Genomic DNA, 14235 nt, shown 5'->3' with positions numbered 1-14235 from the left:
CTATTCTCCCCCGAAGACTGCGGGGCGTTCATCGTCCACGTCGCGGCCGTCTCCAGGGTCGGACTCGTGCTCCATTGCGACGATCTCGGCATCATCCAGCTCTTCGGCGATCAGGGCGTCGTCGTCATCGACGTCGCCCTCCGCCTGGGTCACGTCCAGAACGTCGGGCAGTTGCTCGAAGGTGCGCATCTCGCCGTCGCGACCGACAACGTCCTCGTCCAACGCTTCAGCTCCGTCCTGCTCGTCCCATCCGGTGTCGACATCGCTCATCAGCGTTCCTCCTGCTTGTGCGGAGGGAATGGCCGGAGCGCTGGGGTCGTTCCGCGTGATGACGATTGTCGCTGCTGGTCTTGCTGGTCCGGTCTCGGACCGCGTAGGTAAGGGCGAATGACTGAAGCGACGCATATTCTCGTCACCGGCGGCGCCGGGCAGGTTGGCTTGGAACTGCTGCGCGCCGCATGGCCTGACGGGGTTGTGCTGCATGCGCCGTCCCGAACGGAACTGGATCTCACCGTTGAGGCCTCGGTCCGCGCCGCCTTCGAGGCCACGGCGTTCGCCGCCGTAATCAATTCTGCCGCCTGGACGGCCGTCGACAAGGCCGAGAGCGAGGTCGCCAATGCCTTCGCCGCCAACGCTATCGGCCCTGCGCTGCTGGCCGACATCACGCGGGCGCGGGGCGTTCCGTTGATCCAGGTTTCAACCGACTATGTGTTCGACGGCGAGAAGCCGGGTCCCTACGCCGAGGATGACCCGGTAGGGCCGATCGGGATCTATGGCGCCTCGAAGCTGGCCGGCGAGACGGCCGTGCGCCTGGGCAATCCGCGCTCTGTCGTGCTCCGGACGGCTTGGGTGCTCAGCGCCCACCGCGCCAATTTCCTGAAGACCATGCTGAGGCTGGCAGCTGACCGCCCCACCTTGCGCGTCGTCGATGATCAGTACGGTTGCCCCACCTCGGCGCGCGATATCGCCGACGCGCTGAAGGTCATCACCTTGCGGATGATCGCCGACCCGCAAGCCCCGACTGGCGTCTATCATTTCGTCAATGGGGGCGAGGCCAGCTGGGCGGATCTGGCGCGGGAAATCTTTCGTCTCAGCGGCGCGCAGGGAGGCGTTCATGCCGCGGTCGAGGGCATCCCGAGCCGTGAATATCCCACGCCGGCCCGCCGACCGCAAAACTCACGTCTGTTGACCAACCGGATCGGCGCGGACTACGCCATCCACCCCCGGCCTTGGAGAGAGGCCGTGGCCGACATAATCGCGGAACTGCGCGTTCAGGGAGCCCCTGCATGAAGGGCATCATTCTCGCCGGCGGTTCCGGCACCCGGCTGCATCCGATGACCCTGGTCACGTCCAAGCAGCTGATGCCGATCTACGACAAGCCGATGATCTACTATCCGCTGTCGACGCTGATGCTGGCGGGGATCCGCGAGATCCTGATCATCTCGACGCCGCGCGATACGCCGAACTTCCAGGCCTTGCTGGGCGACGGCTCGCAATGGGGCCTTGAGATCCAGTACGCCGTTCAGCCCAGCCCCGATGGCCTGGCTCAAGCCTATGTGATCGGCGCGGACTTCGTGGGACGCGATCCCTCCGCTCTGATCCTGGGCGACAACATCTATTTCGGCCACGGGATCACCAACCTGTTCACGCGGGCGATGGCGCGGCCGAAAGGGGCGACCGTGTTCGCCTATCACGTCAACGACCCGGAGCGGTATGGCGTGGTCGAGTTCGACAAGCAGATGACCGCACTCTCGATCGAGGAGAAGCCTGTCGTTCCCAAGTCGAACTGGGCGGTCACGGGTCTCTACTTCTATGACGGCGACGTGGTCGACATCGCCCGGGACCTCAAGCCTTCGCCGCGGGGCGAGTTGGAGATCACCGACGTCAACCGCGCCTATCTGGAGCGTGGCGACCTGTCGGTGGAGCTGATGGGGCGTGGCTATGCGTGGCTAGACACCGGCACGCCCGACAGCCTCCTGGAGGCCGCCGAGTTCGTGCGGGTGCTGGAGAAGCGTCAGGGCTTCAAGATCGCCTGTCCGGAAGAGGTCGCCTACCAGAAGGGATTCATCGACGCCGCCCAGGTGGAGCGTCTGGCCGACGCCCTGGGCAAGAGCGCCTATGGCGGCTACCTGCGCACCGTGATCGGCGCCCGCTAGATGGGGTGACCGGCGCCCGTAGAGGACGCCGGCCGTGGAGCCTTACATGGGGCCAACGCCGCCCGGCGTGGTCTGGAAGTCGAAGGCCGGCTCGCGGGCCCGGCGAGGGTTCGCAGCCCCTTGGCCGCCAAAGCCGTAAGTGATCCCGACGAACACCGCCCGCAGATCGAGCTCCATGTCGCGGCGGTTCTTCAGGGTCGGGGTATTGATCACCGTCTTGTCGCGGAAGGTCTTCAGACCGTCCTGGACCGTCACGACGCCCGAGAGGCGGTCATTGAACTTGTGGCGATAGCCGAGAAGCAGCATCCCGGTTGGCGCCTTGTGGCCCTGCGGGGTCAGGCGCTTGCCCGTGGCGAAGCCGCTGATCTGCACGAAGTCCTTCGGCGTGGCCTGGATGTTCAGGGCCGCATAGCCCGAGACCGTCCAGGCCGAGCGCTTGTCCGGAAAGCCAAGGTCGGTGGCGCCGATCTCGGTCCAGGCCGTATTGCCGCTGATCGTGTAGGACAGCTTGGGCGACAACCGCGCGTTCGCCACTAGCTCCAGGCCGCCGCTGCGGCTGTTGGCCAGGTTGGCCTTGGTGGTCAGCAGCACGCCGTCGCCGAGGTCGCGGACCACGTCGGTGACGCCATCGCGCGCCTCGCGCCAGTACAGAGTGCCCAGATAGTAGTTGAAGCCCTTGCGCAGCTGATAGGCGACCTCGAAGGCGTCCGTGACCTGCGGCTTCAGGCGCGGGTCGCCTTGGCGATAGCTGTAGGGGTCCTGGTAGATCCGATAGGGGTTCAGGTCCTGCGCCGAGGGCCGCTGAATCCGGCGGCTATAGCTGGCGTTGACCTGGCGCAGGTCGTCGACCTTGTACTGCAGATGCAGCGAGGGATAGGCGCGCAGATAGTCGTAGCGGTCGGTCAGGCGCGAGGTGATCTGGTTGGTGTCGATCGAAACCTCTTCGATGCGCAGGCCCGGCATCACCGTCCAGTCGCCGATCGGACGGCTGTAGGTGGCGTAGATCGCGTTCACCGCCTGATCGAACTGGAAGCGGTTGGTCAGCGACGGATCAACGACGAGCGCGCCGCCCTTCGGGCCTCGGGCGCCGTAGTTGTCATAGTCGTTCTCGTTGAGTTGCAGCTCGTAGCCCGCCACCAGCTTGGCGTCGTGGGGCAGGGGACGCTTGTACTCGGCCTTCAGCCGGGTCTGGACCAGTTCGTCGCTGGTCCGGACGTTCTCCAGGGCGATCGGCGCTATCGGCAGTTGGCTGAAGGTCTCGGCGAGACCGCCCTGACTGTTGCGCGTGCGCTCGATGCTGGCGTTGAGCGTGAATTCGTGATCGTCGCCCGACAGCTTGCGACGAAGGTCGCCGCTGAGGCCTGCGACTGACCGCTTCATGGCGCCGTCGCTCAGGCGCTGGAAGCGCACGTTCGGAACGCCTGCGGGCGTCTTGCCCTCAAACGACGAGCCAGACACGGAGTCGTAGCGCATATCGTTATAACGCGCCTCGGCGCTGACGCGCGTGCGTTTGTCGAGGTCGTAGTCGACGCTGGCGCGGGCGTTGTGCGACTGGCCCCGGCTGGTGAAGTTCAGCTTCTGGCGGCTGGTGGCGTAGGCGCCGCTGCTCGCGTCGAGACGTTCGCGCTCGTCGATCATCTCGCCCTTGGCCTTGTCGCGCCGCCAGCCGGCGTCGGCCGACAGGGTCAGGCCCTTGGTGTTCCGCGCGATGCTGGCGCTGGCGTTCTTGCGGCCTTCGGTTCCGACATTGGCGCGCACCGAGCCGGTCATGCCGACGCCGCGCTGCTGCTTGGTGATCAGATTGATGATCCCGGCGGCCCCTTCGGGGCTGAAGGCGGCCGAGGGGTTGGTCATCACCTCGACCCGCTCGAACTGGTTGGCTGGGATCTGCTGCAGCACCTGGCCGCGGTTGTCGCCCTTGAACATGCCCGAGGGCTTACCGTCGATCATGATGGTGACATTGGGATCGCCGCGCAGGCTGACATTGCCCTGCACGTCGACCTGCACCGAGGGGACGTTGCGCAGCACGTCGGCGACCGAGCCCGTGGTGGCCTGCAGGTCCTTGCCCAGGCTGTAGCTGCGCCGATCGATTGAGGTCCGCATATCCTGGGCGTTCGGTGCGGTGATGGTGACGCCCTGGACTTGGTTGGACGGATCTTTCTTCGACGCGGCTTGTGGCGGGGCGGGCGCGGTGGTCGGCGCGGTCTGGGCGAAGGCGGCCGTGCTCAGCGCAGCCAGGCCCGTGGCGGCCAGCAGGGCGACGCGGCGGGTCGGGATGGTCATGGAAAGTCTCCTCTGTTGACGAGGAAACTGCATGAGAGACTCAGAGCGCTGCAGTGCCGGGCGTCAGGCCGGCGAGGTGACGATTGTCACCTCAGGCTCCCTACGGCGCGGGGTCGATAGGGTCGAGCGCCTGTGGCGTCGCCGCCTCCGCGCCGGTGAACACCAGCGTACGGGTGACGCCGGCGCGCCGGATGTTCACTTGATTGACCTGATCGCCATAGACGTCGGCGAACATGGCGGCGATCACCGCCACTTGGGCTCGGGTCTGGGGCGGGGTAATCTTGCCCGCATACTCAAAGCGGACCTCGTCGGCGCCCAGAGTCATGTCCTTGAGGGTCAGCGCCACCGGTTGGTCAGCGACCGCCATCACAAAGCGCCCGGTCATGTAGAGCTTCAGCGCCTCGACCGCCTCTGGATCATCGAGGCTGGTCTGGGCGTCCGGTGCGATCAGGGCCAGCGCCGGTTCAGCGTCGTGGGTCGCGATGCGGTGGCTGACCCGGACCTCGCCCGACCGCACGTCGATGTCCACGACGCTCAGCGCGCCGTGGCCGCGGTGCGCGGCCGCCGGGAACGGGGCGAGCGCGAAGCTCGCCGCCGCGAACAGGGCGACCGCGCGCTTGATCACTTGGCCGCGTCGTCCTTCTTCGGTTCTTCCACCGGGAAGGTGCCCAGACCGCCCGGCTCGACCTTCACGTTGGCGTCCTTCATGCGATTGGGCGCCTCGGGGAACTTAGGCATCTTCAACGTCATCGGCGTGATCGCGCCTTCGTAGACGTTGTTGCCACGGTCGGCGTCGGCGGTTTCCCACAGCGGATCGAGCTCGGCGCCCTTCAGCTCCTTGCCGGTCACGTATTGCCACGTCACCTGCTTGGAGTTCTTCCGCCAGATCTCGGCCGGGATGCGGACCGTCTCGCTGGTGCCGTCGGTGAAGTCCATCTTCAGGATCACCGGCATCACCAGACCGCCGATGTTGCGGAAGGAGAAGCGGTAGAAGTTGTCCTTGAAGTCCTGGGCGGCCAGCTCTTCCGGCGTCATGTCGGCGCGCGCCGTCTTGGCCCGCTTGCGCGCGCTCTCGAAGACCGTGAATTCGTTGGTTTCGTTGTAGAAATCGCGAACCTTCGGGTCGCGTTCCACGACCGTCGGGCCCTTGTTGTTGGCCGCCGTGCGCGATTCCGGTTCCTTGGCGTCGGCCGCCTTGCGGACACCGGCTTCCACGTCCGGATCGCCGCTGTCGAGACGAGCCTTCACGATCTTGTCCAGCGAGATGTCGACGTGGTCGGTCGAGTAGAACCAGCCGCGCCAGAACCAGTCGAGGTCGATGCCCGAGGACTCTTCCATGGTGCGGAAGAAGTCGTACGGGGTCGGGCGCTTGAAGCGCCAGAGGTTCGAATACTCCTTGAACGCTCGGTCGAACAGCTCGCGGCCCATGATCGTTTCACGCAGGATCACGAGGGCGGTCGCCGGCTTGGTGTAGCCGTTCGGGCCGAACTGGATCACCGAGTCCGACTGGGTCATCAGCGGCACCTGGTCCTGGCTGACCATGTAGTCGACGATGTCCTTGGGCTCGCCGCGACGCGCCGGATAGTTCTTGTCCCACTGCATTTCGGCCTGGAACTCGAGGAAGCTGTTGAGGCCCTCGTCCATCCAGGTCCACTGACGCTCGTCCGAGTTGACGATCATCGGGAAGTAGTTGTGGCCCACCTCGTGGATCACCACGCCGATCAGGCCGTACTTGGCGCGCTCGGTGTAGGTCAGGGCGCCGGTCTTCTTGTCCTTCACCGGCCGCGGGCCGTTGAAGCTGATCATCGGATATTCCATGCCGCCGACCGGGCCGTTGACCGATTGGGCCACCGGGTAGGGATAGGCGAAGGTGAAGTCCGAATAGACCTTCAGCGTGTGGGCGATCGACTTGGTCGAATAGGCGTCCCACAGCGGCCGCGCTTCCTTGGGGAAGAACGACATGGCCATCACGACCGGATATTCGGCCTTGGGATCGTCCTGCTTTACGCCCTGGGCGTCCCAGATGAACTTGCGCGAGCTGGCCCAGCCGAAGTCGCGGACGTTGCTGGCCTGGAAGACCCAGGTCTTTTCCGTCTTGGCCTTGCCCTTCTCGGCGGCGGCGGCTTCTTCGGGCGTCACGACATAGACCGGTTCGCTGGCCGTACGGGCCTTGGCGAGACGGTCGCGCTGAGCGGCGGTCAAGACGGCGCCGGGGTTCTGCAGGACGCCCGTCGACGACACGACGTGGTCGGACGGCACGGTCAGGGCGACGCGATAGTCGCCGAACTCCAGCGTGAACTCGCCTGCGCCCAGGAAGGCCTTGTTGTGCCAGCCTTCATAGTCTGAATAGACGGCCAGACGGGGGAACCACTGCGCCGCCTCATAGATGCAGTTGCCGTCATCGCCCTTGCCGGTGAAGCACTCATAGCCGCTACGGCCGCCGATGACCTTGTTCTCGACCAGCGGCAGCGACCATTCGATCGTGAACTTGGTCTCGCCGCCATTGGCGCGCACGGCGGCCGGCAGGTCGATGCGCAGCAGGGTGTCGACCACGGTGAACTTCAGCGGGCGGCCCGAGGCGTCCTTCACCGACTTGATCGTGAAGCCGCCCTCCCACTCCTTGAAGCGCTGGATGCGGCGCACCTGGCCCAGGCTGATCGAGTCGCCCGAGACCGTTTCGGTCATCTTGCTGATCGAGTCGCGCTTGGCGTCCTGGTCCAGCAGCAACCACAGATAAGGCAGGCTGTCGGGCGAGTTGTTGCGATAGGTGACCGTCTCGCGACCGGTGAGGGTCTTGGTGTCCTCGTCCAGGCGCACGGAGACGTCATAGTCAACCTTCTGCTGCCAGTAGCGATAACCCGGCGCGCCCGACGCGTTGCGGTAATCGGTCGGCGTCGGCCAGTCTTCGCCCTCGAGCTGACGGAACTTGTCGTCGAACGGCGCCTTGGTCTGCTTGATGGCGTCGGCGTGCGCGACTGTGACGGAGAGCGCGGCGGCGATAACGCCGGCCACGGCGTAGCGAATGGAACGCTTGGACAAGTTCAATAGCCCCTCAACTCAGAACCCTGACGAAACCCCGCGCGGACTTTGACGGGCGATACGACGAAAATCATCCCATTTTCGCAACGAAGGTCAGAAATTAATCTTGATGCCCGCCCGGATGGCGCGAGGTTCGACCGGATGGAAATGCACGTCCTCGACCCCGTCCGCCGGCTCTCCGGGGAGGCGCGAGGCGTAGAAGTAGGCGATGTCGTCCTGGCCGCTATTGGCGAGGTTGAGCGCCTCGACCATCAAGCTAGCCGGCCCGAAATCCTGCACAAAGAGCGCGTTGACGAGGCCGGTGGAGCGCGAGCGCACCGAGTTGTCCTCGATCAGCGGCGCGCCGCCCAACCGACGATAGGTCAGGGTCACGCTGGAGGTCGGACCCAGTTTCCAGCTCGCGCCGCCTGTGAACACCGAGGCGACGGCGTTGGGGATCCGGTCGCCGTTGGTGAAGCGCGCGTGAGTTCCGGCGTAGGAGGCGGTCAGGTTCAACCGCGCCGTGGGCCGCCAATCGGCGAGGAGCTCAATCCCCCGACGACGCGTGGCGCCCGAAGCTTCGGTGAAGCCCGCATCACCGACATAGACGAGCTCGGAATCGACATGCAGCGCCCAGGCGGCGGCCGTGAGGGTCAGGTCGTCGCGACGCCAGCGCAGGCCCAGCTCCGCGCCATCGGTCGGCGAGAGCAGCGGCGCGCGGTCGGCCGGATCGCCAGAGACGGGGTCGACCGTGATCGCCGCGCCCCGGGCGTCGTTCGAGTGGAAGCCGCGCCCCGCGTCCGCATAGAGCTCGAAGGTCTTGGAGATCCGCCAGGCGAGCGTCAGCTTGGGCGACAGCAGGACATCGCTGACCGTTCCGGCGTTGCGCGGATCGCCGGCCTCAACGTCGGCGCCCATGGCGTCGGCCCGCAGTCCGGCGGTGACGTCAAGTTGGCCAAAGCGCTTTGAGGCCTCGCCCCAGATGGCGGTCGACCACTCGGTCAGGGCGTCCTGGCGCACAGTCGTGCGCCGCAGTCTGGCCGTGGTCCGATAGAGGCCCACCTTGCCGATGTCGTCCACGCGTGCGCTGACGCCGGTGCGCGCGCTCCAGCCCTGGCCCAGCGCCCAGCGCTTGGTGATCGCGCCGCCATAGATCCAGCGCTGGTCGACCTGCTCGAACTGGTCGCCATTCACCGGATCGTCGAGGAAGTAGGTGAAGTTCGAGAAGACATCGAGCTTGTAGCGCTGGACGTAGGCCACGGTGTCGAGGCCGCGCAGCAGGTCGCGCTTTCGGGCGGACAGCATGTACCGGGAGGTGGTGCCGCCATCGGTGGCGTCTACGGTGTCGAGGCGGTTCAGCAGGCCCGACTCGACCGCGCGGCGCGGGATCTGGTCTGTGGCGTTCCACTGCGCGTCATAGGCCAGGGCGGTGATCGACCAGCCACCGACGATGGCGCGACCCAGAAGGTTGATCTTTCTGAGGTCCTCGGACTGGGTCCAGGCGCCGTTGTTGGTGGTGACGTCGGCGGCGACCAGGACGTTGCTGGTCAGGGCCTTGGAACCGAGCGCGCGGTAATAGTCGTTCTCGCCGGCCCAGACCTGGAGACCGTCGCCGTGCAGGTGGTCGGCGGTTTCGAAGGCGACCGCGCCAGCGGTGGCGAAATCGCCGTTCTCGGCCGAGTAGGGGCCCTTCTTGAAGCTGATGTCGTGCACGAACTCCGGCGTCAGGACGTTCAGATCCAGATAGCCTTGGCCATGTCCGTGCGAGGGCAGATTCAGCGGCACGCCGTCGAGCGAGGCGGCCAGGTCGGTCCCGTGGTCCAGATTGAAGCCGCGCAGGAAGTACTGGTTGGCCTTGCCCGCGCCCGAGTGCTGGGTGGCGGCCAGGCCTGGCACCGCCTCGATCAGTTCGCCAGGGCGCAGCAGCGGCCGCGAGGCGAAGTCGGCATAGGCGATGCGCCCCTCGCTGGCCGAGGTCGCGCGGCCCAGGTCATTGGCCCGCTGGCCCCACACCAAGATCGCCTCGACCTCCTGGGCGAAAGCCGGCGTCGAAACGGTCGCGAGGAGAAGCGAAAGGAGCACACGGCGACGGGTCATAGGGCGCTGTTAAGCGAGCCCCATCCTGGGGACAAGTTGACCGCGAAAAAAATGGGCTACGCGGCGACGGCAGCCGACAGAGGCCGCTAGGCGGCTTTCAGCAGGCCGTCGAAATACTCGATCGTCTTCATCAGCCCCACCTTGAGCGGTGCGGTGGGCGTCCAGTCCAGCACCTGCTTGGCGAGGGTGATATCGGGTTGGCGCTGGCGCGGATCGTCGGAGGGCAGGGGACGGTGGACGATCGTCGACGGGCTGCCGGTCAGTTCCAGCACCAACTCCGCCAGCTGCTTCATCGTAAACTCGACGGGATTGCCCAGATTGATCGGGCCGGTCACCTCGTCGCCCGTATTCATCAGCCGGATCAGGCCATCGACCAGGTCGTCGACATAGCAGAACGAACGAGTCTGGTTACCGTCGCCATAGAGGGTGATGTCCTCGCCCTTCAGCGCCTGGACGATGAAGTTCGACACGACGCGCCCGTCGTTGGGATGCATGCGCGGGCCATAGGTGTTGAAAATCCGCGCCACCTTGATGCGCAGCTTGTGCTGGCGCCAGTAGTCGAAGAACAGGGTCTCGGCGCAGCGCTTGCCTTCGTCGTAGCACGACCGCAGGCCGATCGGATTGACATTGCCCCAGTAGCTCTCGACCTGCGGATGGATGGTCGGATCGCCATAGACTTCCGAGGTCGAGGCCTGGAGGATCTTGGCCTTCACGCGCTTGGCGAGGCCCAGCATGTTGATCGCGCCGTGGACGCTGGTCTTGGTCGTCTGCACGGGGTCGAACTGATAGTGCACCGGGCTGGCGGGGCAGGCCAGATTGTATATCTGATCGACCTCGACATAGAGCGGCATGGTCACGTCGTGGCGCAGCAGCTCAAAGCGCGGATTGGCGAGGTTCTGCGCCACGTTCAGGCGCGAGCCGGTGTAGTAGTTGTCGACGCAGAGCACTTCGGCGCCGGTCTCCAGCAAGCGGTCGCACAGATGCGAGCCGACGAAGCCCGCGCCGCCCGTGACCAGGATTCTCTGCGTATGCATCGGCGACCAGCCTCCCCGGGACTCAGCTCTTACGACCCTTATAGCCGGGCCTCGTCCAGGACCAACACCGCGTCATGTGACGCGGTCGGCGCGGGTGACGTTTGTCATATCCAGCGCGTGACGCCCGGCACTGATGGCGGACCTCGCTCCGAGCGATCTTGGCTCCATAGAGACGGAGCCGACCATGTCACCCCAATCCACCGAGCCGCCGATCGCGGTTCTCAGCAAGGTTCTCAAACGCCGGGGCGCGACCCTGGCGCTGAACGGCCTGGACCTCGCCATCCGTCCCGGCCAGTGCGTGGCCCTGCTGGGGCCGAACGGCGCGGGCAAGAGCACCACCGTCGCACTGTTGACGGGTCGCCTGCGCCCTGACGCGGGGGAGGCGTTCCTGTTCGCGGGCGATCCCCGGGCGCTGGCGAGCCGCGGCCGCTTGGGCGTGATGCTGCAGAGCGCCGGGTTGCCCGGCGCCCTGAGCGTCCGCGAACAGATCGACCTGTTCCGGGGCTACTATCGCAAGCCGCGCCCGCTGGACGAGGTCGTTCGCCTGGCTGGTCTCGAGGGGCTGGAGAAGCGCCGCTGCGGCGCGCTGTCAGGCGGCCAGCAACGCCGCGTCCAGTTCGCCCTGGCCATCGCCGGGCGCCCCGATTTTCTCGTCCTGGACGAGCCGACGACCGGCATGGACAGCGACGCCCGCCGCGCCCTTTGGAGCGCGGTGCGCGCCGAGATCGCGCGAGGCTGCGCTGTGCTGCTGACCACGCACCATCTGGACGAAGCCGAGGCCCTGGCGGACCGCATCGTGGTCATCGACCACGGCCAGGTGATCGCCGACGGCACGCCCGAAGCCATCAAGTCCCGCGTGTCGGGCGTCGCCATCCGCTGCCGCACGCGCCTGTCTGACACCGAGCTGGCGTCGCTGGCGCGGGTCACCGGCGTCAGCCGAGACGGCGGCAAGGTCACGCTGCTGACCACCTCGGCCCCCGCCACCCTGCGCGAGCTGCTCGCCCGTGATGAGGCGGTCGATGACCTAACCGTCTCCGGCGCGTCGCTGGAAGACGCCGTCGGTCGCCTCGTCCAAGCCGGCCAAGCCGCCGCCCTGCAACGTCAAACCAAGGTCGCCTGAGATGCACACCCTGGCTGTCTATATCCGCGAAGCCCGCGCCCAAATCCTGGCTACCTGGCGAACGCCCCAGTTTATGGTCCCCAGCGTCATCCTGCCCCTGCTGTTCTACGGCGTGATGGGGCTGGGTCTCAGCAAGGGACGCGAACCGGTCGCCCACATGATGCTGGCCAACTACGTGATCTTCGCGGCGATCGCGCCCGCGATGTTCGGCTTCGGGGCGGGCGTCGCCGCCGAGCGCGAAGCCAAGCTCGTGGAGTTGAAGCAGATCGCGCCCCTGCCGGCCGGCGGATATCTGGCCGGACGTCTAGCTGCGGCGTTGGCGCTGATCGCCGTGGCGATCGCTCTGCTAGGCGCGCTGGCCTATCTCGGCGGCGTCAGGATGGAGCCCGGGCAGTGGGCTGCGACCCTGGGCCTGGGTCTGGGCTCGACAATCCCCTTCGCCCTGATCGGCCTGAACCTGGGCCTGCGCATGGGCTCACAAGGCGCGACCGCCCTGACCAACCTGGTGTTCTTGGGCTTCAGCCTGTTCGGCGGTCTGTGGATCCCGTTGCAGGCCATGCCCGCCTGGTTCGGCAAGATCGCCGTGTTCACGCCTTCGTACCACTTCGGCCAGCTGTCGCAGATGACTTCGGGGATGCAGCCCTTCGCCGATGTCGAGCGCCATGTCTCGATCCTCGCCGCCATGACGCTCGCAGCCCTGATCGGCGCTGTGTTGGCCTGGCGGCGGCAGGACGCTTGACCGTGACGATCCAGGCGCGCGACATCGCCGACATGAACACGGGCGGCGCGTCGAGAAACACGAGTCAGGTCGGCGCGCCCGATCCCAACGCGCCGGGGGCGGGCGAGTCTTTCATCCGCCGGAACTGGAGCCTCGTGTTCCTAGTCTACCTGCCGTTCTATTTTATTTCCTGGCTGTACCGCCGGCCAGGCCCTCTGGAGATGACCGCGTCCTTCATCGGCTTGGCGGTTTTCCTGGGGCTGTTCGCCAGCATTCACTTGCGGAAGAGACCTCCGGCGCTCTGGCAGGTTCTGGCGATCTTCGGCGTGGGCCTGGCCCTTTCGCCGTTCAAGTCGACCTGGAGCGTTTACACGATCTACGCCATGGCCTACGCCGCGCGGTTACCGTCCCGCCGTGTCGCACTGCGCGCCATGATCGGCATGGAGTTGGTCGTTCTGGTCGTGGGTCTGGCGTTCCTCCGAGACGCCTGGCCGATCTGGGCGTCGGGTCTGCTGTTTGGCGCGATCACCGGCTTCGCCACCCTGATGCAGGCCGACATCGAGCGGAAGAATGTTGCCCTGGCGACCGCGCACGAGGAGGTCCGGGCGCTTGCCAGCACAGCCGAGCGCGAGCGGATTTCGCGGGACCTGCACGATCTGCTGGGCCACACCCTGACCCTGGTGGCGGTGAAGGCGGAGTTGGCGGCTCGGCTGGTCAGCCGCGACCCAGCGGCGGCGGAGCGTGAGATGCAAGCTGTCGCAGCGGCCGCCCGGGAGGCGCTGTCCGAGGTTCGTACTGCGGTGGTGGGGATGAAGGGCGCCTCGTTGGCCTTTGAATTCGACAACGCCCGCCAGGCCCTGGCGGCTGCCGGCGTCGAGGCGAACGTGTCAGCCCTGACCACCGACGGCCATCCGGGGCAGGAGGCGGTCTTGGCGATGGCGCTGCGCGAGGGCGTCACCAATGTGATCCGCCATTCCGGCGCCTCGCGCTGCGAGATCTCGTTGGCGCCCAGCGCGTCGAAGCTCGTCCTCACCATCGCCGATGACGGTCAGGGCGGGCGTCTTGTCGAGGGCTCGGGCCTGAAGGGGATGCGCTCACGCCTGACCGCCATCGGCGGGACCCTGGAAGTCAAATCCGACAAGGCCGGCACGCGCCTTGTCGCCACGGCGCCGCTGCGCGCCCAAGGGGAGGGCGTGTCTTGATCCGCGTCGTCATCGCCGAAGATCAGAAGATGGTCCTGGGGGCCCTCAGCGCCCTGCTCGAGATGGAAGGCGACATCCAGGTGGTCGGCCGCGCGCCCGACGGCGCTGTGGCTCTGGACCTTGTCCGCGCTGAAAAGCCTGACGTGCTGATCTCCGACATCGAGATGCCCAATCTCACCGGCATCGACGTCGCCGCGCGCCTGAAGGCCGACGGCGCCGGCACCCGGGTGCTGATCGTCACCACCTTTGGTCGACCCGGTTATCTGCGCCGGGCGCTGGAGGCGGGCGTGAAAGGCTATCTCCTGAAGGACGGACCTAGCAGCGTGCTGGCGGCGGCGGTGCGGGCCATCGCGGCCGGCGGTCGCGCGATCGCGCCGGAGCTCTCTGAGGCGGTCTGGGACGCCGAGCCCGATCCCCTGACCGACCGCGAGCGCGAGATCTTGCGGCTGGCCGAGGAGGGCCGCTCCAACAAGGACATCGCCGACGTCCTGGATCTCTCGCCCGGCACGGTCCGCAACTACCTCTCCGAGGCGGCGCAGAAGCTGGGCGCGGCGAACCGGGTGGAGGCGGGGCGTATCGCGCGATCGAACGGCTGGCTGTAGCGTGG

At 66.6% G+C, this 14235-nt stretch carries 12 protein-coding genes; 6 read left to right on the top strand and 6 right to left on the bottom strand.

The genetic code is table 11. The annotated features are described in order from the left end of the window. Window positions 1-270, bottom strand: coding sequence for a hypothetical protein (locus tag J2X45_RS15810; protein WP_310216528.1), 270 nt, complete (start codon window positions 268-270; stop codon window positions 1-3). Between the two features lie 117 nt (window positions 271-387). Here J2X45_RS15810 and rfbD point away from each other — a divergent pair, with 117 nt between their 5' ends. Continuing rightward, window positions 388-1290, top strand: coding sequence for a dTDP-4-dehydrorhamnose reductase (gene rfbD / locus J2X45_RS15805; protein ID WP_310216526.1), 903 nt, complete (start codon window positions 388-390; stop codon window positions 1288-1290). Continuing rightward, entirely contained in the window at window positions 1287-2156 is an 870-nt protein-coding gene (gene rfbA, locus J2X45_RS15800; protein WP_310216523.1) for a glucose-1-phosphate thymidylyltransferase RfbA, read from the top strand. The genes rfbD and rfbA overlap by 4 nt, the downstream gene beginning before the upstream one ends. Window positions 2157-2198: 42 nt before the next feature. Here rfbA and J2X45_RS15795 read toward each other — a convergent pair whose 3' ends face one another. From J2X45_RS15795 to J2X45_RS15775, 5 genes are all read right to left on the bottom strand, one after another. After that, window positions 2199-4472 carry an outer membrane beta-barrel family protein gene (locus tag J2X45_RS15795; protein WP_310216522.1) on the bottom strand — a complete coding sequence of 758 codons (2274 nt, stop codon included), beginning with the start codon at window positions 4470-4472 and terminating at the stop codon, window positions 2199-2201. A 67-nt stretch (window positions 4473-4539) separates the two neighbouring features. Beyond that, window positions 4540-5064 carry a DUF6702 family protein gene (locus J2X45_RS15790; RefSeq protein WP_310216521.1) on the bottom strand — a complete coding sequence of 175 codons (525 nt, stop codon included), beginning with the start codon at window positions 5062-5064 and terminating at the stop codon, window positions 4540-4542. Next, window positions 5061-7484 carry a M1 family metallopeptidase gene (locus tag J2X45_RS15785; protein ID WP_310216518.1) on the bottom strand — a complete coding sequence of 808 codons (2424 nt, stop codon included), beginning with the start codon at window positions 7482-7484 and terminating at the stop codon, window positions 5061-5063. Before J2X45_RS15785 ends, J2X45_RS15790 begins: the two co-directional genes overlap by 4 nt. Before the next feature lie 87 nt (window positions 7485-7571). Beyond that, window positions 7572-9554: a TonB-dependent receptor domain-containing protein gene (locus tag J2X45_RS15780; protein ID WP_310216516.1), complete on the bottom strand. Its 1983-nt coding sequence runs from the start codon at window positions 9552-9554 to the stop codon at window positions 7572-7574. Window positions 9555-9640: 86 nt separating this feature from the next. Further along, the gene (locus tag J2X45_RS15775) at window positions 9641-10588 is read right to left on the bottom strand and encodes an SDR family oxidoreductase (RefSeq protein ID WP_310216513.1); all 948 of its coding nucleotides are present in this window, start codon (window positions 10586-10588) and stop codon (window positions 9641-9643) included. 133 nt (window positions 10589-10721) lie between these two features. Here J2X45_RS15775 and J2X45_RS15770 point away from each other — a divergent pair, with 133 nt between their 5' ends. Genes J2X45_RS15770 through J2X45_RS15755 form a run of 4 tightly spaced genes read left to right on the top strand, consistent with a single transcriptional unit; the run spans window position 10722 to window position 14230 of the window. Beyond that, window positions 10722-11708, top strand: a complete 987-nt coding sequence (locus tag J2X45_RS15770; protein WP_310216510.1) for an ABC transporter ATP-binding protein — start codon at window positions 10722-10724, stop codon at window positions 11706-11708. Window position 11709: 1 nt separating this feature from the next. Beyond that, complete coding sequence (locus J2X45_RS15765; RefSeq protein ID WP_310216506.1) at window positions 11710-12447, top strand: ABC transporter permease; 738 nt, start codon at window positions 11710-11712, stop codon at window positions 12445-12447. Continuing rightward, entirely contained in the window at window positions 12444-13628 is a 1185-nt protein-coding gene (locus tag J2X45_RS15760) for a sensor histidine kinase (protein WP_404980080.1), read from the top strand. The genes J2X45_RS15765 and J2X45_RS15760 overlap by 4 nt, the downstream gene beginning before the upstream one ends. Further along, entirely contained in the window at window positions 13625-14230 is a 606-nt protein-coding gene (locus J2X45_RS15755; RefSeq protein ID WP_310216503.1) for a response regulator transcription factor, read from the top strand. Before J2X45_RS15760 ends, J2X45_RS15755 begins: the two co-directional genes overlap by 4 nt. The last annotated feature ends 5 nt before the right edge of the window (window positions 14231-14235 follow it).

Source organism: Caulobacter sp. BE264, from assembly GCF_031457805.1.
Taxonomy (GTDB): Bacteria; Pseudomonadota; Alphaproteobacteria; order Caulobacterales; family Caulobacteraceae; genus Caulobacter.
This window is presented reverse-complemented; position numbering and strand designations above follow the sequence as displayed.

Excerpts from the sequence above, each read along its gene's own strand:
- J2X45_RS15810 (WP_310216528.1), bottom strand. The coding sequence starts at position 270 with ATGAGCGATGTCGACACCGGATGGGACGAGCAGGACGGAGCTGAAGCG.
- rfbD (WP_310216526.1), top strand. The coding sequence starts at position 388 with ATGACTGAAGCGACGCATATTCTCGTCACCGGCGGCGCCGGGCAGGTT.
- rfbA (WP_310216523.1), top strand. The coding sequence starts at position 1,287 with ATGAAGGGCATCATTCTCGCCGGCGGTTCCGGCACCCGGCTGCATCCG.
- J2X45_RS15795 (WP_310216522.1), bottom strand. The coding sequence starts at position 4,472 with ATGCAGTTTCCTCGTCAACAGAGGAGACTTTCCATGACCATCCCGACC.
- J2X45_RS15780 (WP_310216516.1), bottom strand. The coding sequence starts at position 9,554 with ATGACCCGTCGCCGTGTGCTCCTTTCGCTTCTCCTCGCGACCGTTTCG.
- J2X45_RS15775 (WP_310216513.1), bottom strand. The coding sequence starts at position 10,588 with ATGCATACGCAGAGAATCCTGGTCACGGGCGGCGCGGGCTTCGTCGGC.
- J2X45_RS15770 (WP_310216510.1), top strand. The coding sequence starts at position 10,722 with ATGGCGGACCTCGCTCCGAGCGATCTTGGCTCCATAGAGACGGAGCCG.
- J2X45_RS15765 (WP_310216506.1), top strand. The coding sequence starts at position 11,710 with ATGCACACCCTGGCTGTCTATATCCGCGAAGCCCGCGCCCAAATCCTG.